The 19,575-nt window shown below is 72.5% G+C and carries 16 protein-coding genes and 1 pseudogene; 12 read left to right on the top strand and 5 right to left on the bottom strand.

Features of this window, described 5'->3' with window-relative positions:
• Nucleotides 1-50: 50 nt before the first annotated feature.
• From AB0N07_RS06625 to AB0N07_RS06605, 5 genes are all read left to right on the top strand, one after another.
• A complete protein-coding gene (locus tag AB0N07_RS06625) occupies nt 51-827 on the top strand; it encodes an ABC transporter permease subunit (RefSeq protein ID WP_365832744.1) in 777 nt (258 codons plus the stop codon).
• Nucleotides 824-1,579: an ABC transporter ATP-binding protein gene (locus AB0N07_RS06620; RefSeq protein ID WP_365832741.1), complete on the top strand. Its 756-nt coding sequence runs from the start codon at nt 824-826 to the stop codon at nt 1,577-1,579. The genes AB0N07_RS06625 and AB0N07_RS06620 overlap by 4 nt, the downstream gene beginning before the upstream one ends.
• 97 nt (nt 1,580-1,676) lie before the next feature.
• Nucleotides 1,677-3,833, top strand: coding sequence for a germacradienol/geosmin synthase Cyc2 (gene cyc2 / locus AB0N07_RS06615; protein WP_365832739.1), 2,157 nt, complete (start codon nt 1,677-1,679; stop codon nt 3,831-3,833).
• A 53-nt stretch (nt 3,834-3,886) separates the two neighbouring features.
• Complete coding sequence (locus AB0N07_RS06610; RefSeq protein WP_365832737.1) at nt 3,887-4,153, top strand: hypothetical protein; 267 nt, start codon at nt 3,887-3,889, stop codon at nt 4,151-4,153.
• A 21-nt stretch (nt 4,154-4,174) separates the two neighbouring features.
• Nucleotides 4,175-4,750: a PDZ domain-containing protein gene (locus tag AB0N07_RS06605; protein ID WP_365832735.1), complete on the top strand. Its 576-nt coding sequence runs from the start codon at nt 4,175-4,177 to the stop codon at nt 4,748-4,750.
• On the opposite strand, the gene AB0N07_RS06600 is transcribed toward AB0N07_RS06605, so the two are convergent.
• Nucleotides 4,743-5,498, bottom strand: a complete 756-nt coding sequence (locus tag AB0N07_RS06600; protein ID WP_365832733.1) for a metallophosphoesterase — start codon at nt 5,496-5,498, stop codon at nt 4,743-4,745. The genes AB0N07_RS06605 and AB0N07_RS06600 overlap by 8 nt on opposite strands.
• Before the next feature lie 125 nt (nt 5,499-5,623).
• Here AB0N07_RS06600 and AB0N07_RS06595 point away from each other — a divergent pair.
• The 3 genes and pseudogenes from AB0N07_RS06595 to AB0N07_RS06585 form a co-directional block, all read left to right on the top strand.
• A pseudogene (locus AB0N07_RS06595) lies at nt 5,624-5,958 on the top strand (LysE family translocator); the annotation flags it as partial.
• Nucleotides 5,959-6,058: 100 nt separating this feature from the next.
• Nucleotides 6,059-7,186 carry an aminopeptidase P family protein gene (locus tag AB0N07_RS06590; protein ID WP_365832731.1) on the top strand — a complete coding sequence of 376 codons (1,128 nt, stop codon included), beginning with the start codon at nt 6,059-6,061 and terminating at the stop codon, nt 7,184-7,186.
• A gap of 47 nt (nt 7,187-7,233) precedes the next feature.
• On the top strand, nt 7,234-8,187 hold the full coding sequence (locus AB0N07_RS06585; RefSeq protein WP_365832728.1) for an aminoglycoside phosphotransferase family protein: 954 nt from the start codon (nt 7,234-7,236) through the stop codon (nt 8,185-8,187).
• A 316-nt stretch (nt 8,188-8,503) separates the two neighbouring features.
• Here the strand turns inward: AB0N07_RS06585 and treZ are convergent, their stop codons facing one another.
• Nucleotides 8,504-10,249, bottom strand: coding sequence for a malto-oligosyltrehalose trehalohydrolase (gene treZ / locus AB0N07_RS06580; protein WP_365832726.1), 1,746 nt, complete (start codon nt 10,247-10,249; stop codon nt 8,504-8,506).
• A 173-nt stretch (nt 10,250-10,422) separates the two neighbouring features.
• Here treZ and AB0N07_RS06575 point away from each other — a divergent pair, with 173 nt between their 5' ends.
• From AB0N07_RS06575 to AB0N07_RS06565, 3 genes are all read left to right on the top strand, one after another.
• Nucleotides 10,423-10,974, top strand: coding sequence for a DUF1707 and FHA domain-containing protein (locus AB0N07_RS06575; RefSeq protein WP_365832723.1), 552 nt, complete (start codon nt 10,423-10,425; stop codon nt 10,972-10,974).
• 160 nt (nt 10,975-11,134) lie between these two features.
• Nucleotides 11,135-12,499, top strand: coding sequence for a M14 family zinc carboxypeptidase (locus AB0N07_RS06570; protein ID WP_365832721.1), 1,365 nt, complete (start codon nt 11,135-11,137; stop codon nt 12,497-12,499).
• A complete protein-coding gene (locus AB0N07_RS06565; protein ID WP_365832719.1) occupies nt 12,496-12,915 on the top strand; it encodes an SSI family serine proteinase inhibitor in 420 nt (139 codons plus the stop codon). The genes AB0N07_RS06570 and AB0N07_RS06565 overlap by 4 nt, the downstream gene beginning before the upstream one ends.
• Before the next feature lie 43 nt (nt 12,916-12,958).
• On the opposite strand, the gene AB0N07_RS06560 is transcribed toward AB0N07_RS06565, so the two are convergent.
• The gene (locus tag AB0N07_RS06560) at nt 12,959-14,209 is read right to left on the bottom strand and encodes a M14 family zinc carboxypeptidase (RefSeq protein WP_365832717.1); all 1,251 of its coding nucleotides are present in this window, start codon (nt 14,207-14,209) and stop codon (nt 12,959-12,961) included.
• A gap of 144 nt (nt 14,210-14,353) precedes the next feature.
• Nucleotides 14,354-15,799, bottom strand: a complete 1,446-nt coding sequence (lpdA, locus tag AB0N07_RS06555; protein ID WP_365832715.1) for a dihydrolipoyl dehydrogenase — start codon at nt 15,797-15,799, stop codon at nt 14,354-14,356.
• An 87-nt stretch (nt 15,800-15,886) separates the two neighbouring features.
• On the opposite strand from lpdA, the gene AB0N07_RS06550 reads away from it, so the two are divergent.
• Nucleotides 15,887-16,804 (top strand): LysR family transcriptional regulator, encoded by a 918-nt coding sequence (locus tag AB0N07_RS06550; RefSeq protein WP_365832713.1) that lies wholly within the window; start codon nt 15,887-15,889, stop codon nt 16,802-16,804.
• A 160-nt stretch (nt 16,805-16,964) separates the two neighbouring features.
• Here AB0N07_RS06550 and treY read toward each other — a convergent pair whose 3' ends face one another.
• The gene (treY, locus tag AB0N07_RS06545; RefSeq protein ID WP_365832711.1) at nt 16,965-19,322 is read right to left on the bottom strand and encodes a malto-oligosyltrehalose synthase; all 2,358 of its coding nucleotides are present in this window, start codon (nt 19,320-19,322) and stop codon (nt 16,965-16,967) included.
• Between the last annotated feature and the right edge of the window lie 253 nt (nt 19,323-19,575).

The raw sequence follows: 19,575 nt of genomic DNA, 5'->3' as shown, positions 1-19,575 counted from the left end.
AGAGAACCGCAGCACGCCCGGGGTCGCGGGACCCCGGCAGGAGTACGCCGTTGCGCCACCTGCTCCTCCGCGTCCTGGTGCTCCTTCTCGCCCTCGCGCTGTGGCAGGTGGCCGCCCAGGCCCACGGCAGCGTGTACTTCCCACCCCCGGGCCGCATCGCACACCGCGCCTACGAGTTGTGGTTCTCGGGGCCGGTCCGGCGCGCGTTTCTCACCGAGGCCGCCGTGGCGGACGTACTGCCGAGCCTCGGACGGATGGCGGCCGGGTTCGGGATCGCCGCCGTCACCGGGATCGCAGTGGGTGTCGCGGTGGGACGGTCGCGCCGGGCGTACGCCCTGTGCAATCCCGTCCTGCAGTTCGCGCGGGCCGTGCCGCCGCCCGCGCTGGTGCCCGTCTTCGTCGTCGTCCTCGACTTCGGCACGCCGATGCAGATCGCGTCGATCGCCTTCAGCGCCGTCTGGCCGGTGCTGGTCAACACGGCGGAAGGGGCACGCACCACCGACCCGCTGCGGCTCGACGTCGCCGCCGTGCTGCGCCTGAACCCCGTCGAACGGCTCCGCTTCCTGATCCTGCCCTCCGCCCTGCCCCGCATCTTCGCGGGCCTGCGCCTGAGTCTCTCGCTCTCCCTCATCCTCATGGTGTTCTCCGAACTGCTCCCGGGCACCGCCAACGGCATCGGCTACACACTCACCGACGCCCAGTCCCGCTCCGACCTGCTCACCGTATGGGCGGCACTGCTCCTGCTCGGCGTTCTCGGTCATCTCCTCAACACCGCCCTGCTGGCGGCCGAGAGGCGGGTTGTCGGACGGGGAAGGAGCATGGCATGACGCTCCGCCTCGACTCCCTCGGCCAGCGCTACGGCGACCAGCGCGTCCTGCACGACATCACCCTCACCGTGCCCGACGGCCAACTCCTGTGCGTCGTGGGTCCGTCCGGATGCGGCAAGTCCACGCTCCTGCGCACCGTCGCGGGACTGCAGCCCGCGCACGAGGGCACCGTCACCGTCGACGGAACCCCGGTCACCGGCGTCCCCGACCAACTCGCCGTCGTCTTCCAGGACTACGGCCGCTCCCTCTTCCCCTGGCTCACCGTCCGCGACAACGTCGCCCTCCCACTGCGCCGCCGCGGCCGCAGAGCCCGTGCCGAGCGCCGCGCCGAGGCCGAGCGGATCCTGGAGCGCGTCGGCCTCGACGGCGTCGGCCGCCGCCATCCGTGGCAGCTGTCCGGCGGAATGCAGCAACGCGTCGCCATCGCCCGCGCCCTGGTCTGCCGCCCCTCCCTGCTGCTCATGGACGAACCCTTCGGCTCCCTGGACGCCCAGACCCGCGAGGATCTCGAGGACCTCCTGCTGGAGGTCCACCGCACCGAGGGCACCACCATCGTGTTCGTCACCCACGACATCGACGAGAGCGTCTACGTCGGCGACCGCGTCGTCGTCCTCTCCCCGGCCCCCGCCTCCCACGTCGTCCTCGACCTGCCCGTCGAACTCCCCGGAAAGCGCGACCAGATCGCCACCCGGGGCCTGCCCGAGTTCGTGGCGCTGCGGGCGGAGGTGGGACGAGCAGTGCGGGGCTCCTAGGGCCGCCCTGTTCCCGTTTCGCCCCCGATTCACGCGATGGTGTGATCATGTCCCGGCCCGCGGATGGCGCCGAAGGGTCACGGGTAGGGCCCCGGCCATGACGCAGCAGCCCTTCGAACTCCCGCACTTCTACATGCCGTATCCCGCGCGGCTGAATCCGCATGTCGACGAGGCGCGTGCCCATTCGACCGAGTGGGCAAGGGGGATGGGCATGCTGGAGGGGTCCGGGGTCTGGGAGCAGTCCGACCTCGACGCCCACGACTACGGACTTCTGTGCGCCTACACCCACCCCGAGTGCGACGGCCCCGCCCTCTCCCTGATCACCGACTGGTACGTGTGGGTCTTCTTCTTCGACGACCACTTCCTGGAGACCTTCAAGCGCAGCCAGGACCGCGTCGGCGGCAAGGCCCACCTGGACCGGCTGCCCTTGTTCATGCCCCTCGACCTGGCAACTCCCGTACCGGAGCCGCAGAATTCGGTCGAGGCCGGGCTCGCCGATCTGTGGGCACGCACCGTGCCGTCGATGTCGGTGGACTGGCGCCGCCGCTTCGCCGTGGCGACCGAGCACCTGCTCAACGAGTCCCTGTGGGAGCTGTCCAACATCAACGAGGGGCGGATCGCCAACCCCGTCGAGTACATCGAGATGCGCCGCAAGGTGGGCGGCGCCCCCTGGTCGGCCGGGCTCGTGGAGTACGCGACCGCCGAGGTGCCTGCGTCCGTGGCCGCATCGAGGCCGCTCAGGGTGCTGATGGAGACGTTCGCCGACGCCGTCCACCTGCGCAACGACCTCTTCTCCTACCAGCGGGAAGTCGAGGACGAAGGCGAGAACAGCAACGGCGTGCTCGTCCTGGAGACCTTCTTCGACTGCACCACCCAGGAGGCGGCCGACACCGTCAACGACGTCCTCACCTCCCGCCTCCACCAGTTCGAGCACACCGCCCTCACCGAAGTGCCCGCACTGGCCCTGGACCAGGGCCTCACCCCGGACGAGGTCGCCGCCGTCGCCAAGTACACCCAGGGCCTGCAGGACTGGCAGTCCGGCGGTCACGAATGGCACATGCGCTCCAGCCGCTACATGAACGCCCGCGCACAGGCCACACACCCGTGGCACGGCCTGACCGGCCCCGGCACCTCCGCCGCCGACGTCGGTGCCCTGCTCGCGGCGGCCGGCGCCGAGCGCCTGCGCGCCTACACGCACGTGCCGTACCAGAAGGTCGGCCCGTCCCTGCTGCCGGACTTCCACATGCCCTTCGAGGTGGAACTGAGCCCGCACCTGGACGGCGCCCGGCACCGCCTCACCGACTGGATGCACGCCATGGGAATGCTCCAGGAGGGCGTCTGGGACGAGGACAGGCTCGCCGCCGCCGACCTTCCGCTGTGCTCCGCGGGGCTCGACCCCGACGCGACACCCGAGGCCCTCGACCTCAGCTCGCAGTGGCTCGCCTGGGGCACCTACGGCGACGACTACTACCCGCTCGTCCACGGCCACCGTCGCGACCTGGCCGCCGCCCGGCTGACCACCCGGCGCCTGGCGGACTGCATGCCCGTCGACGGCGAGGAGGTCCCCGCCCCGCTCAACGCCATGGAGCGCGGCCTCACCGACCTGTGGGCGCGCACCACGGCGCAGATGACCCCCGAGCAGCGGCGCACCCTCAAGGACTCGGTGAACGTCATGACCGAGAGCTGGGTGTGGGAGCTCTCCAACCAGCTGCAGAACCGCATCCCCGACCCGGTCGACTACCTGGAGATGCGCCGTGCCACCTTCGGCTCCGACCTCACCCTGAGCATGTGCCGGACGGGCCACGGCCCCGCGGTCCCGCCCGAGGTCTACCGAAGCGGCCCCGTGCGCGCCCTGGAGAACGCCGCCATCGACTACGGGTGCCTCATCAACGACGTCTTCTCGTACCAGAAGGAGATCGAGTACGAGGGCGAGATCCACAACGCGATCCTCGTCGTGCAGAACTTCTTCGGCATCGACTACCCGACCGCACTCTCCGTCGTCCACGACCTGATGACCCAGCGCATGCAGCAGTTCGAACACATCGCCGCACACGAACTGTCCGTGGTCTACGACGACTTCAAGCTCTCCGACGAGGCACGCGAGGCGATGGACGGCTATGTGAAGGACCTGCAGAACTGGATGGCGGGCATCCTCAACTGGCACCGGAACGTGGACCGTTACAAGCCGGAGCATCTGGCCCGCCGCACTCACGGCTTCCTCCCGGACCGGTCCGCCGCCATGACCGCACATTAATCTCTTCGTGCGGAACGGGACATTCAGGTAATTCGGGTGAGGCGCACCGCCGTGTGCTCACCCCGCCCGCCCACCCCGGCGACATTCCGGTCCCCACGGACGGCATCATCCAGCTCAAGGGCCCGGACGGCACGACGAAGACGTACCGGCGCACCTCCTGGACGTCCAACGACGGCCTCGGCTTCACCGTCGCCGAGGGCTCCTGTCAGCCCGTGCGGCCCTCGCCGTGGCCGCCGTGTGGGCCGCCGTGGTCGAACACCTCCGCGGGCCGTCGCAGTCTCACTCGTTCGTGGCTCGTCGGGCGCCGGGGCTCCGGGTAGAGCTCCAGCCGGAGGCGATCCATGGAACAGACTGCGTTGCGTCCCAAGCCGATGCCGGGTGGGGAGCCCGGCGGCGGCAGCGAACCCGGCACCGCCCGGCGCCCGCACGCCGTGCGCCGGCGCGGCCGACGGCTCAGGGCCGCGCTGTTCGGCCTGCTCGTCGGAACGGTCCTGGTGCTGTCCGGAGTAGGACTCGGCACCGTCGGCGCCACGGTGATCGGCATGAGCAAACTCGCCGACCTGCAACGCCAGGCGCAGGCCCCGGGCAGCCCGTCGGCCACGGCGCACCCCAGCCCGTCGTCCCCGACGGCATCTGCGTCTCCGGCGCCCGCCGTCGCGACCCTGGGCCTGGAGGCCGTGGACGTGTACAAGGCGGGCGCCCTGGTCGTCGGCGTCCACGTGCCCGGCCCGGGCTATGCGGCGGGCCTCGTTCGGGGAGACGTAGTCCTCGCGTTCGGCAGGACCCGCATCGACTCGGCTGCCGACCTCGCACGAGCCGTCGCCCGGGCCCGCCCGGGCGTCGGCATCACACTGACCGTCCGTCACCGAAGCGGCGGCTACCAGCAGTTGACGACGATCCCGGGCGTCGTCACATGACCACCCGGAAGTGGGTGGTGAGCCGCCCGTCGTCGTCCAGCACATGAAAGGCAAGGCCGACCGGGGCGTCCCGGTCGGCGATCTGCTCGCCCTCCCAGGGCAGCCGCAGCGTCCAGGTCACGCCGGGGCCGACCATCAGCGGCCGCCCGGCGAACACGCTCGCGGCAGGCGTGTGCGCATGACCGGTGATCAGCCCCGCGATCTCGGGCCGCCGCTCCAGCAGCGCAGCGAGCCTGCCGGGGTCGCCCAGCTGGTAGGAGTCGGGCAGGGGGTGGTGCAGTGCGACCGGCGGGTGGTGGAAGGCGAGCAGTGCGGGCAGGCTCCCGTCCAGTTCGTCGAGCGTCGCCTCGATCCAGTCGTACGTCTCCTCGCACAGCGCCCCTTCGTCCCTCCCGGGGATGCTGGAGTCGCACATGAGTACGGCACCCTCGTCGAAGACATGCGCGCTGTTGACCGGCCCGTCGGCCGCGGGCTGCCCCAGCAGGGCCTTGCGGTAGGGCGCCCGGCTGTCGTGGTTGCCCGGGCAGGTCAGCACCGGGAAGGGCGTGTCCGCCTCGCCGAGCCCCAGGATCCGGGCGGCCTCCTCGTACTCCGCCTCCGCGCCGTGGTCCGCGATGTCGCCGGTCACCAGGAGCGCGTCCACCGACCCCGGCAACGCCCACAGCCGGTCGCGGACCCGCTCGGCACGCTCCCTCGCCCGCGCGGTCCCGTCGAGATGCAGATCGCTGATGTGTGCCAGTACGAGCACGGCCGTACGCCTCCCCGAATCGGTGACTAATGGTACGAGGTCATCTAAGCATTAATGGCTAATGGTCTGGTGCCCTGTATTCGTTAGGCGGGGAAACCACTGGTCCACGTCCATGGAGTGGGCCACAGCGGTCGCTGCGCAGCCGGCGCTCCGGTTTCCTGACCGTGCTCGGCAACGAGACCGGCGTCTTCGTCTGGGGCGTGGTCGCCGTGCTCGGGCTGACCGCGCTGCTCGCGGCCTCCGAAGTGGCGTACGAGGTGATGCTGATCGGCGGCGCGGTCGTCCTCGTCGGCTTCGGCATCCAGACGCTGCGGCAGGCACGGCGCACGAAGGCGTCCCGGAGGGCTGGGAGGGCTGGGAGGGTGCCGAGAAGAGCGGCTGGGCCGCCTACCGCGGCGGGCTGCTGCTCAACCTCGCCAACCCCAAGGCGGCGATCTTCGCCATGTCCTTCCTGCCGCAGCCTCCGAAAGACCCGCAGACCGGTCGCGCCGCCCCCGCGGTACGGGCAGGATGCTGCCCGTAGTCCCTTGTGGTCCCTTCACCCGCCCAGGGAGGCCCGGATGACCGGCAGTACGCGCGCGCCCTTCACCGCCGACGACTACCGGGACCGGATGGACCGCGCCGCGCGGGCCGCCGCCGATGCCGGTCTCGCCGGGCTGCTGGTGGCGCCGGGCCCGGACCTGGTGTGGCTGACCGGCTATGCGCCCCCCGCGGTCACCGAACGGCTCACCCTGCTGGTCCTAGTCCAGGGACGCACCCCCGTCCTGGTAGTCCCCACCCTGGAGGCCCCGGACGCCGCACAGGCCGCCGGCGCTCCCACCCTGGCACTGCGCGACTGGACCGACGGCAAGGACCCCTACGCGGCGACCGCCGCCCTGCTCGCCGGCACCGGCCGCTTCGGCATCAGCGACAACGCCTGGGCGATGCACCTGCTCGGACTGCAGCGCGCGCTGCCCGGCACCGACTACGCGTCCCTCACCGACGCCCTGCCGATGCTCCGCGCCGTCAAGAACCCGGCGGAACTGGAACTGATGGCGGCCGCGGGCGCGGCCGCAGACGCAACGTTCGAGGAGATCCGCAAGGTTCCCTTCGCCGGCCGCAAGGAGTCCGACCTCGGCGCGGACCTCGCCGACCTGCTGCGGCAGTTCGGCCACTCGCAGGTCGACTTCACCATCGTCGCCTCCGGCCCGAACGGCGCCAACCCGCACCACGAGGTCGGCGAGCGCGTCATCGAACGCGGCGACATGGTCGTCCTCGACTTCGGCGGCCTCAAGGACGGCTACGGCTCCGACACCTCCCGCACCGTCCATGTCGGCGAACCCACCGACGAGGAGCGCCGGGTGCACGACGTGGTGCGCGAGGCCCAGGAGGCGGGCTTCAGGGCGGTCGGGCCCGGCGTCGCCTGCCAGGAGGTCGACCGTGCCGCCCGCGCGGTCATCGCGGAGGCCGGGTACGGCGAGTACTTCATCCACCGCACCGGGCACGGCATCGGCGTCACCACGCATGAGCCGCCGTACATGATCGAGGGCGAACGGCAGCCCCTCGTGCCCGGCATGTGCTTCTCCGTCGAGCCGGGGATCTATCTGCCCGGCCGCTTCGGCGTGCGGATCGAGGACATCGTCACGGTCACCGAGGACGGCGGCCGCCGCCTCAACGACACCGACCGCGAGATGGTCATAGTGGACTGAGCGACCCCAGGAGCCCCAGCACACCTTCGAGTGACAACGGCGCGACCATGACCCAGGCACCGACACCCACCGCGGACACCGTCCGCCGGCTGGTCAGTTCTCTGATCAAGGAGGGCACCACGAGGGGGGCCACCGCCGCCGGACCCGAGGTGCGGCCCGTCGCCGAGGGCGGCGAGCACTCCACCTGGTGGGTCGGTGCCCGCCATGTGCTGCGCCTCGCCCCGGACCGCGACGCCGCCCTGCGCCAGCGTCGCGAACTGCGCCTGCGTGACCTCGTACGCCCTCATCTGCCGATCGCCGTGCCGACCAGCGTGGCGCACGGCGAGTGGGCGCCCGGGCTGACGTACACGCTCGACACCAAGGTGCCCGGCGGGACGGCGGAGCAGTACGACGTGTCCGCCGTCGGGGAGGCCGACCTCGCGGGGCTGCTCACCGGGCTGCGTGAGGTACCCGCACGGCAGGCCGAGACGCTCGGCGTGCCGCGCACCGCCCCGCGCTCCCTGGAGGCGCTGCGCCGGGCCGCCGGGCGCGCCGCCGAACGGCTCGCCGCGGCCGACGAGTTCGACCCGGTCCGCCTCCACCAGCTCACCCCGCAGGCCGCCGTCCAGCTCGCCGCGCAGCCCGGCACCGCGGTCCTCGTCCACCACGGCCTCAAGGGCGAGCATCTCGTGGTCAGCGCCGACGGCCGGGTGCGCGGCATCCTCGACTGGACCGACGCGGCCGTCGGCGACCCCGCCGAGGACATCGCCGGCCTCGCGATCGCGGTCGGCTCACCCGCAGCCGTCCGCGCCGCCACACTGGCCGGCTACGCCGCCCGCCCCTGCCTCCGCGGCCTCTGGCTGGCCCGCTGCGACACGGTCGTACGCCTCGCCGAACACCTCAAAGGCCGGGACACCGCCCCCCTGCCCCTCCTCAGGCTCCAGCTCCGCCGCGCCTGGGAGGCGATCCTCCTGGAGAGGGTCACGGAGTTCCGTGACGAGGACGCGGACGACGAGCTCTAGACGGCCCCGGCAAAGTCCGGTGCACGGGCGCGGGACGGTATCGATGTGCGACTGCGCCGCGCGGGCGCGACCAGCGACGGCGGTCCCGGAGACGATGGACGGCCGATCACTGCACGGCCCGCGCAGCGCCCGGTGGCCGTTCAGGCCTGCAGCAGTACCACGGCCGACTCCGCGGGCACATGCAGCACTCCGTCCGCGCCCAGGGTCGCGGGGCAGTATTCAGATGCGGCTCGCCGCGCGGTCGCGACCAGCCGCGAGGGTCCCGGAGACGATGGACGGCCGATCACTCACGGCCCGCGCAGCGCCCGGTGGCCGTTCAGGCCTGCAGCAGTACCACGGCCGACTCCGCGGGCACATGCAGCACTCCGTCCGCGCCCGGCGGCTCGACGGGCTCCCATGCGGCGAGTACGTCCGCGTGGCGGGGGCCCAGGGGGATCGCTGCCGGCTCCTTGGCGAGGTTCACGGCGACGCGGACGTCCCCGCGGCGGAAGGCCAGCCAGCGCTCCCGTTCGTCGAACGCCACCTTGGTGTCGGCGAGGTCGGGATCGGTCAGGTCGGCCTGTTCGTGCCGGAGTGCGATGAGCCTGCGGTACCAGTGCAGCACGCGCGCGTGGGGCTCGTCGGCGAGCTCCGCCCAGTCGAGGCAGGAACGGTCACGGGTCGCCGGGTCCTGCGGATCCGGGACGTCCTCCTCGGCCCAGCCGTGTGCCGCGAACTCCCGCCGTCTGCCCCGCCGTACTGCCTCGGCGAGCTCCGGATCGGTGTGGTCGGTGAAGAACTGCCAGGGCGTACCGGCCGCCCACTCCTCGCCCATGAACAGCATCGGGGTGAAGGGCGCGGTGAGCGTGAGGGCGGCCGCGCAGGCGAGCAGGCCGGGGGAGAGGAGTGCCGAAAGGCGGTCGCCCTGGGCGCGGTTGCCCACCTGGTCGTGGGTCTGGCTGTAGCCCAGCAGCCGGTGCGCGGCCACCCGCGTGCTGTCCAGGGGGCGCCCGTGGTGCCGGCCGCGGAAGCTGGAGTACGTGCCGTCGTGGAAGTAGCCGCGGGTGAGGGTCCGGGCCACCGCGGCGAGCGGGGCGCGGCCGAAGTCCGCGTAGTAGCCCTGGGACTCGCCGGTCAGCGCGGTGTGCAGGGCGTGATGGAAGTCGTCGTTCCACTGCGCCTGCAGCCCGAACCCGCCCTGTGCGCGCGGCGTGATGAGCCGCGGGTCGTTGAGGTCGGACTCGGCGATCAGGAACAGCGGCCGGCCCAGGTCGGCCGCCAGCGCGTCCACGGCCGTCGACAGTTCCTCGAGGAAGTGGCGCGCACGCGTGTCCGCCAGCGCGTGCACCGCGTCCAGCCGCAGCCCGTCGATCCGGTAGTCACGCAGCCACGCCAGCGCACTGCCCAGCAGAAACGCCCGCACCTCGTCCGAGCCGGGGGCGTCCAGGTTGACCGCGGAACCCCAGGGTGTGTGGTGCGTGTCCGTGAAGTACGGGCCGAACGCGGGCAGGTAGTTGCCCGACGGACCGAGGTGGTTGTGCACGACGTCCAGGACCACCCCCAGGCCGAGTTCGTGCGCCCGGTCGACGAACCGTTTCAGCGCCTCGGGTCCGCCGTACGGCTCGTGCACGGCCCACAGCGAGACGCCCTCATAACCCCAGCCGTGCCGGCCCGGGAACGGACACAGCGGCATCAACTCGACGTGGGTGACGCCCAGTTCGGCCAGATGTCCGAGCCGCTCGGCGGCCGCGTCCAGGGTGCCCTCGCGGGTGTACGTGCCCACATGGAGCTCGTACAGGACCGCGCCCGGCAGCGGGCGCCCGGCCCACTCGGTGCGCCATGCGTACCGGTCGTGCTCGACGACCGCGCTCAGCCCGTCCGGGCCGTCCGGCTGCCGGCGCGAACGCGGGTCGGGCAGCACGGGACCGTCGTCCACCGCGAACCCGTACCGCGAGCCGTCCCGCGCCGCGGCCTCCGTCCGCCACCAGCCCTCCCGGTCCGGATCACGTTCCAACGCGCGCGTGGTGCCATCGCACTGGAGTGTCACTCGGCCGGCCTGCGGTGCCCACACCTCGAACTGCACGGACGGTTCCCCTTCGTCTGCTCACCGTGATGTAGCCCGTCCATGGTGCTTCAAACGAGATCAATCCGCTTTTGAATCACCCCTTTTACGGCGGGTGTCGTCAGGTACGCGCGCGTGGCGGCCGTTTTCTCGTTTCCTGGACACCCGCGGTTCACTGACCGACAATCACCAACGTGACGTCGTCTTTCGAGTTCAACACGTACCCCGCGCGGCTGTCCGACGTGGAGCGCGACAAGGCGCTGAAGGTGCTGCGTGACGGCGTCGCCATGGGTCGGTTGTCGCCTGACACGTTCATCCGCCGTATGGAGCTGGCCCTCACCGCCCGCCGCTCCGAGGAACTCGCCGCACTCACCGCCGACCTCCCGCAGGAGAGCCGCGTCGCCCGCCTGGTGTTCGGCACCGTGGAGGCGGTCTCCGGCTTCACCGTACGGCTGCGCAGGGCCTGGCAGGCCGAGCGCCTCCCCAAGCTGCTGCTGCCCCATCCGGCGGGAGGCCACCCGCTGCGCATCGGTCGGGATCCGGCCAACGGACTGCGCCTCACGCATGAAACCGTCTCCCGTGTACACGCCGAACTCAGCCGCCAGGGCGGCATGTGGGTGCTGCGCGACCTCGGCTCGACCAACGGCACGACGGTGAACGGCCGGCGGGTCATCGGAGCGGCCGTCGTCCGCGAAGGCGATCAGGTGGGCTTCGGGCGGATGGCGTTCCGCCTCGCCGTCGACTGAGCCCCGACTGAGTCACGCCTTAGCTTTGGCCTGGGCATGACACCGTGTTGACGTGGGGTGATGGCGCAAATCGCAGTGCCTTCCATGGTGTTGACGTACCCCTCAAGTCGTGACTGACTGTGCGTACGCCATGCACATCAGGTGAATCGACGGCGCCACATTGTGGAGGTGTGCCCTGCCGCCCCTCCTGCGCTACCCGACCGTCGACGAGCTCGGCGCGCGGGCGGCAGCACTCGTCTCCCGGCGTCCGAGCGACGCCCGTCTGCGCCGCGTCGGCACCTCGCGCGCGGGCACCCCCATGTGGCTGCTTTCCGTCGGTCACGGCAGCCGCCAAGCCCTCGTCGTCGCAGGGCCGCACGCCAACGAACCCGTCGGCGGCGCCACCGTGCTGCGTCTGGCCGAACGGGCCCTGGCCGACCCCAGGTTCACCGAGGGCGCCGACGCCACCTGGAACCTGCTGCTGAGCCTCGATCCCGACGGCCTGCGCCGCAACGAGGGCTGGCTGCCGGGCCCGTACAGCCTCGGCCGGTACTTCCGGAACTTCTTCCGGCCCGGCTTCCTCGAACAGCCCGAATGGCTGCCGGACGGCGCGGCCGCCGCCGCCCTGCCGGAGACCCGCACCCTGCTCGACCTCCAGGACGAACTGCGGCCCTTCCTGCAGTGCTCCCTGCACGGCGTCGACGTGGGCGGCGGCTTCGTCGAGCTCACCCACGACCTGCCGGGCCTCGCCGGACGCGTCGCGCACACCGCCGCACGCCTCGGCATCCCGCGCGAACTCGGGCCCTACGACACCCTGTACTGGCCGAGCCTGGGCCCCGCCGTCCACCGCATCCCGCCGCCCCGCATCGGCGACCTGGCCGCGGCCATCACCGAGGCGGCCGTCGAGTCGACCTGGTTCCACCCCCACCGGCACGGCACGGTCACGGCGGTCGTCGAGGCGCCCATGTGGGGCGTGGCGGCCGTGGAGGACGGCTCTGCGCCCGCCGACGCGGCCGCCGTGCTGCGCGCCGTCAGCCACGCACTGCGCCACGACACAGGGCTCCTGGAGGTGCTCCTCGCGCGGCTGCGGCCCCATCTCGCAGGCATGCCGGACGCGGCCCGCCTGCTCGCCCCGGTGGACGACTATTTACTGGTCTGCCCCGGGCTCGCCGATGCGTGGGACCCCGATGTCGCCGACGGGGCCCGCCCCCTCCCGCCGCTCAGCACCGCCCATCTGGCCGCCCTGCGCATCGCCGGGCGGCGACTGGCACTGCGCACGGCGGGGCTGCTGCAGCAACTCGTGACCCGCGCCGGCCGCGACCCGGCCGGTGTGCTGCCGGACCTGGACCGTCTCATCGACGACTGGTGCGCCGACTACCGCGACGGCATGGGGGCGCGCTGGATCCCGGTCCCGCGGCAGGTGGAGTACCAGTCGCGCGTGGTACTCGCCGCGTTCGAACTCGCGCTGCGGCATACGCCGGCGTGCTCCCGTTCGGGTGAGTCGGGGTGGGGTTCCCAGGCCGCCGTGCCGATGCATCGGGAATGACGATCAGCACCACAGTGAAAGCGGTACGGGGCTCGCTGCTGGCGGCCGCCCTCCTCGTCGCAGGCGCGGCCCCGGCCCAGGCGGCATCCTTGGGTTTCCCGCCGAGCGACTGGCTCTACCTCACGGTCACCAAAGGCGACGCCCGGTCCCCCCACACGCGCGACACCCTGCTGCTGTGCGACCCGCCCCAGGGGCATGCGCGAGCGGCCGACGCGTGTTCGGAGCTGGCGGCGGCGGACGGCGACATCGCCCGTATCCCGTCGAAGAAGAACATCTTCTGCCCGATGATCTACGCCCCGGTGACCGTCCACGCGCGCGGGGAGTGGAACGGCCGACGGGTCGAGTACACACAGACCTTCTCCAGCGCCTGCGTCATGGCCGGCCGCACCGGCTCGGTGTTCGCGCTGGACGCCTGACCCCCGTGCTGCGGCGGCCCGCCGCGCGTGTGACGACTCGCGGTCAGGCCGCCCGGTCGCGCGCATGCAGCGCCGCCGCGACGACCGTCCGCAACTGGTGCTCGACCTGGTGCTCCAAAGGCACCCAGCGGGCGCGGAAACGCTCCGCGAAGGCGTCGCTCCAGGTCGCCACCAGCCGCTCCAGGCCCGGCGCCGCCCGGTCGTCCACCTCCTGCAGGACACGCAGCAGCATGGCCGCCGCCCGCAGCGGCAGGCGGCGGCCGAACGCGTCCACACTGCCGACGTACGCCATCGTGTTGTCGGCGGGCGGCGTGTGCATCCAGTCCGCTGCCAGACCCGGAATCAGCTCCAGCGCCCACTTGGCGGCCCGCAGCAGCGGGCCGTCGACCCCCTCCAGACGCGGCAGCGCCTCGGCGAGCACCCGCTCCACCTCCAGCGCGTCCCGCAGCAGCCGGCGCGCCAGCCGTCGCATCACCGCGGCCGGGGCCGGATGTGGAGCGGGGTCGTCCACCAGGTCGCTCGCCCACATCGGCACCTCGACCACCGCCGTCAGACCGCCGTGGCGGTGGGTGTCGTACCAGGTGCTGTGGCGGGCGTCGTCCGGCATGCTCGGGTACGCGGCACCCGCGCCGGGGGAGGGCATCACATGCACCCCGGGCCCGGACGCGACCCAGCCCGCGGCGTCCGAGGCACCCGTCTCCACCGGGATGTGCAGCTCGGCCGCGGACTTGGCGAACGGCTCGGCGAGACCCGGTATGTCCTTGGTCAACTGGACCCAGCTGCCGCCCAGCTCGGTCCCGTGCAGGGTCGCCTGGAGGTAGGGGCGCAGCTCGTCGATGACCCGGGTCAGCGCGCGGGTCTCGGGCGGCAGCCGGTGCGGCGGCAGCACCGACGGCGACCACTCCGGCTGCTCCTCTGCCGCCGGCCGGAAGAACCCGAGGTGGTAGTCGAACAGGCTGCGCGGCGCCGGAGTGCGGTGCAGACTCGCCCCGTCGGGATCGGCACACAGCAGGAAGTGCCAGGAGGTGTCCGCGCGCAACTCCCGCTCGGACACTACCCGTTCGGCGAGCGCGAGCGACGTGGAGCCACCGGTCGGCTCATTGGCGTGGGCGCCCGCGACGACGAGCACGGCACGCCGTGCATGGCCCACGGACAGCAGATGCAGCGGTCTGCCCGCCCGGGAGACGCCGACCTGCCTCAGCGTGCACAGACCGGGTCTGTGAGTAGCCAAGGCGCCGGCGGACGCGACGAGTTGAGTCAGGGTGGGATAGCGCAGCTGCGGCAGGAGACTCACCCCCGTCACGTCCGCCCGGCTTCGCAATCCGCAGTACCCCATGCTCCAGGTGAAGTGTCAATAACGCCTGGGGGGAGGCTCCTGGGGGCGCCCAGATGCATTCACCGCCGAAGACAAGGGGCATGCCGACGCGGACACCGGTGGTCACTGCTGGTGCAGCCCGCGTCCGGCCAGCGTCAGGAAGGTCTCGCCGACCGCCTCCGACAGCGTCGGGTGCGGGTGGATGTGGCGGGCCACATCCGAAGGATAGGCGGCCCAGCCGACGATCAGCTGGCTCTCCGCGATCATCTCGGACACATGCGGGCCCACCAGGTGCACGCCGAGCACCTGCCCGCCGCCGGCCTCGGCGACCACCTTCACCATCCCGCCCTGACCATGCACCATGCCCTTCGCGACCGCCGTCAGGGGCATGGTGTTGACGTCCACCTCGTACCCACGCGCGCGTGCCTCCGCCTCGCCCAGGCCCACGGCCGCGGTCTGCGGCGACGAGTACGTCACCCGGGGCACGGCCGCGTAGTCGACCGGCACGGACGCCACACCGGCGAGCGTCTCGGCCACCAGCAGGCCCTCCGCGAAGGAGGCGTGTGCCAGGCCGAGTGACGGCGGCGGCAGCAGGTCTCCGACGACGTGTACGCCGTCCACCGGCGTCTCCAGCCGGGCCCAGTCCGCCGGTTCGACGAAGCCGCGCGCGTCCGTCGCAAGGCCCGCGGCAGCCAGGTCCAGGCCGTCGGTGACCGGCGCCCGGCCGACCGCCACCAGGAGCCGCTCCACCTCGACGGTACGAGTCTCGCCGCGGGCAGTGCGGACACGCGCGCGCACGCCGTCCTCGAGCAGCTCGGCGTCCAGCAGCCGGGCGCCCGCCTGCACGTCGATGCCGCGCTTCTTCAGGCCACGCGTCAGATGACGGCTCACGTCGACGTCCTCGAGCGGCACGAGCCGGTCGACGGCCTCCACGAGGGTGACCTCCGCACCCATCGAGCGGTGGAACGAGGCGTACTCCACGCCGATCGCGCCACCGCCGAGCACCAGGACGGACGCCGGCAGACCCGGCGCGAACAGCGCGTCGTCACTCGTCACCACGCGCCGGCCGTCCGGCTCGAGCCCCGGGAGCGTGCGCGGCCGCGAGCCGGTGGCCAGGACGATCGCACGGCGTGCGGCGAAGTCCCGCACACCCGGCGCCGGTTCACCGCCCGGGCCTTGCACATGTACCGTGCGCGGCCCCGTCAGCCGGGCGCTGCCCCGCACGACCCGTACGCCGGCCTGCGCGAGATGCGCCTCCACGCCACGGTGGTTGCGGGTCACGAGGTCGTCGCGCGTGGCGACCAGCGCCGGCCAGTCGACGGCGTCCAGGCTCGCCTTCACCCCCCAGCGCTCGCGCGCCTCGGCGATGCCGTCGACGAGTTCGGCGGCGTGCAGCATCGCCTTGCTGGGGATGCAGCCGCGGTGCAGACAGGTCCCGCCGACCTTGTCGCGCTCCACGAGCACGACACCGAGTCCGAGGGCGGCGGCGCGCAGGGCGGTGCTGTACCCGCCGGTGCCGCCGCCGATGACGATGACATCCGCAGTGCTCAAGTCCTGTGTGTCGACCATGCCCCAGCCTCCGCCCAGCCCTTGCCATAAGTCCAAGGCAATGTTCTTGTGGAACCGATGCAAGATGTTTATGAGACGAGGCCTGTCATGAGTCTGCGCCAGATGGAGTACTTCCTGGCGGTCGTCGACGAGGCGTCCTTCACCCGCGCGGCCGAGGTCCTGCACGTCTCCCAGCCCGCGCTCTCGCACCAGATCAAGGCCCTGGAGCGGTCGGTCGGGGGCGCTCTTCTGGAGCGTTTGCCGCGCGGAGTGCGCCTCACGCCGATGGGCCGTGCCTACCGGCCGCACGCCGAGCGTGCCGTCCGCAGCGCCGCCCAGGCCCGCCGCGCGGCCCGTGCCGCCGCCGGCGCCGAGGGCGGCGAACTGCACATCGCCGCCGTCCACTCCGTCGCGGTCGGCGTCCTGCCGGACGTGTTCGCCCGCTGGCGAACCGCCCACCCCCACGTCCTGCTCCACCTGCACGAGTACGCCACCTCCCGGGCCCTGGAGGAGGAGGTCGAGCGCGGCACCGCGGACCTCGCCGTCGGCCCCGCACCTGCCGACCGCCCAGGCACCGTCGTGCCGGTCGGCGAGGAGGAAGCCGTCCTCGTCGTCCCCTTCGACGACCGCTTCGCGGGTCGTACGACGGTGACCCTGTCCGAACTCGCCGACCGCCACTGGATCCGCTGCGCCATGGAACCCGTCGTACACGGCGAACGCTTCCTCGACTGGGCCTGCGGACAGTCCGGTTTCACGCCTCGCACCGCCGTGTGGACCGAGCACACGTCGACGGCCGTACGGATGGCCGCGTCCGGCGTCGGCATCTGCGTCGCCCCCTCGCACATCGTGCGCGGAGCGGTGGGAGAGGACTGCACGGTCCTCTCCCACACCCCACCCTGGCGCCGCCCCATGACGGTCTTCGCCCGCGTACCGCCAACCGGCGCCGCGGAGGCTTTCGTAGACCTCCTGAGGGCGTCATGGCCGACACCGGGAACATCGGTCTCCCTGGCGGACCAAGCACGCTGACCAAAGCCATCCGGGACCGGCAGCGCCTCGAAGGGACGCGGGGCTGTGCCGATTTGCGGCTTCGCCGCGCGGGCTCGATCAGCCACGATGGTGCTGCAGACGGCTGAAGACCTGTCGCACCCCCGCGGCGGAGCCGCAAAGCCACGCAGCCCGCGGAGGCTCAGTCCGCGGCAACCCGCTCCAGCAAAGCCACCGGCAGCCGCCCGAAAAGCTCCCTCGCGCGCGCGTGCCCCTCAAACTCCCGTCCGGGAGACAGCACATCGGACCAGCGCCCGCCCGGCAGCGGCAGCACGGTGTCCCCCCAGCCCCCCGACTCCGCCAGCCGCAGCGACAACCGCGTCACGGCCGTGACGACCTCTCCGGAGCGCGCGAACGCCACGCAGTGGGCCGCCGCCGGGCCCTCGGCGGTCAGCGGCGCATACGTCGCCCCCTCCCCGAAGACCCCGGGCCGCCGCGCACGAAGCCGCAGCGCCGCAGCCGTCACCGAACCCTTCTCGCCGGGATCCGCGGAGGGCGGGAACCGCACCGGACGCCGGTTGTCCGGGTCCACCAGCGCCAGGTACTCGCCCTCGGTGCCCTGGTAGACGTCCGGCACGCCCGGCATCGTCAGCTGGACCAGGGCGGTGCCCAGCACGTTCGCCCGGATGTGGGGCGCGAGCGCACTGCGGAGGGCCACCACGTGCCCGCCCGGAGCCCCGCAGGGACCCGCCGCGACGAACGCCGCCACCGCCTCCTCGTAGGCGGGCTCCTGCTCCGTCCAGCTCGTCAGCAGCCCCGCCTCGCGCACATGCTTCAACAGGGCCTGCTGAACGCGCTCCCCGGCCGCCGCACCGAGCCCGAACACCGTCTGCCACGCCGCCCACGCCACCTGCGCGTCCGGCACGCCCTCATCCGCGCGCGTCACCTCCGCCAGCACGTCCGCCCAGCGCTGCGGGCACTCGGTGAGGACGGCCAGCGCCGCCCGTACGTCGGCACTGCGCTTCGTGTCGTGCGTCGACACGACGGTCCCGGTCGCGGGCCAGTCGCGCTGCACGCGCGCGCAGTAGGCGTGAAAGTCCTCCGCGGACACCGCAGGGCTCCCCGGGTTGCCGCCCACCTCGGTCGCCGACAGCAGCGGCACATAGCGGTAGAACGCCGTGTCCTCCACGGACTTGGCCCGCAGCGCGGACGCGGTCTGCGCGAACCGCGCCCGGAACTCCACATGGTCGGGCCCGTCGCCATGACGCCCGAGGACCAGATCCCGTACGACGTCGACCGCGCCGGCCTCCTCGGGCACGACGAAGGCGAGCCGGGCCTCGGCTGCGGCCTCCTCGGTGACCACACAGGCCGCGTCCCCCGAGGCGTACGGCCGGTAGACCTCCAGGCGGACCAGAAGCTCCTGCAGCGCCGTGCGCAGCGCCCAGGGAGCGCGGTCGCGCAGCGCGGGGTCCGGCGAGGCGGCGCACAGTCTGCTCGCCACCCGGGTCAGCCGGTCCGTCTCGGTGGCCAGCTCGTGCGTGAGCACCTTGTACGCCGCCCGCCGTACCGTCGCCGCCCAGTCGCCGCCGCGGTCCGTCTGCGGGGCCGCGAACCGCCGGTACTGGCCGAGGAGTTCCCCGAGCCCGGCCGGATCGGTGAAGAGGCCGTCGATGTGCCGCAGGGCGTCGTAGCCGGTGGTGCCCGCCACGGGCCAGGAGGCCGGCAGGGGCTCCCCGTCGGACAGGATCTTCTCCACGACCGTCCAACGGCCACCGGTCGCCTCGTGCAGCCGCCGCAGATACGCGTCGGGATCGGCGAGCCCGTCGGGATGGTCGACGCGCAGACCGTCGAGCACGCCCTCGTGCAGCAGCTGCAGGATCTTCGCGTGCGTGGCCTCGAACACCTCCGGGTCCTCGACCCGCACCCCGATGAGCTCCGAAATGCTGAAGAAACGCCGGTAGTTGAGCTCGGTACGGGCCAGCCGCCACCACACCGGGCGGTACCACTGCGCGTCCAGGAGCTGCGGCAGCGGCAGCTCCTCGGTGCCCTCGCGCAGCGGGAACACGTGGTCGTAGTAGCGCAGCAGGTCACCGTCGACCCGCAGCTCACCGATGACCGAACCGAGCGGGCCGCCCAGCACCGGCAGCAGCACCTGGCCGCCCTGCGCCTCCCAGTCGATGTCGAACCAGCGCGCGTACGGCGACTTGGGGCCCTCCCGCAGCACCTCCCACAGGGCGTGGTTGTGGCGTGGAGCCATGGCCATGTGGTTCGGCACGATGTCCGCCACCAGACCGAGACCGTGCTCCCGCGCGGCGCGCGCCAGCGTGCGCAGCCCCTCCTCGCCGCCCAGTTCCTCACGCACGCGCGCGTGGTCCACGACGTCGTAGCCGTGCGCCGAGCCCGGTACGGCCTCCAGGACGGGGGACAGGTGCAGGTGCGAGACGCCGAGCGAGGCCAGATACGGCACGGCGGCCGCCGCGGCCGCGAACGGGAACTCGGGCTGCAGCTGCAGCCGGTAGGTGGCCGTGGGCAGCAGGGGGTCGGGTCGCTCAGGTGTCATGCAAACCTACGTACCCGCCCTGCCGCCCTTCGTGTCATCGTCCCCTCCACGGGTGCACGCACGCGTGGCCGGCGTCGGACGATGGCGGGTCGCTCGCCGCCGCGGGACTGACCGGCGGGGCGCCGACGGCCGGGCAGGTGGCCTGCGGTCCGCTGGTGGGGCGGCTCGCCGACCGGCACGGCCGGAGGACGGTCGTGCTCGTCTTCTCGCTCGCCGACGCCACCGTGATCGCCGCGGGTGCCCTCGCCGGCCT

Origin of the sequence: Streptomyces sp. NPDC051172, from assembly GCF_040682555.1 — a bacterium.
Classification (GTDB): domain Bacteria; phylum Actinomycetota; class Actinomycetes; order Streptomycetales; family Streptomycetaceae; genus Streptomyces.
This window is presented reverse-complemented; position numbering and strand designations above follow the sequence as displayed.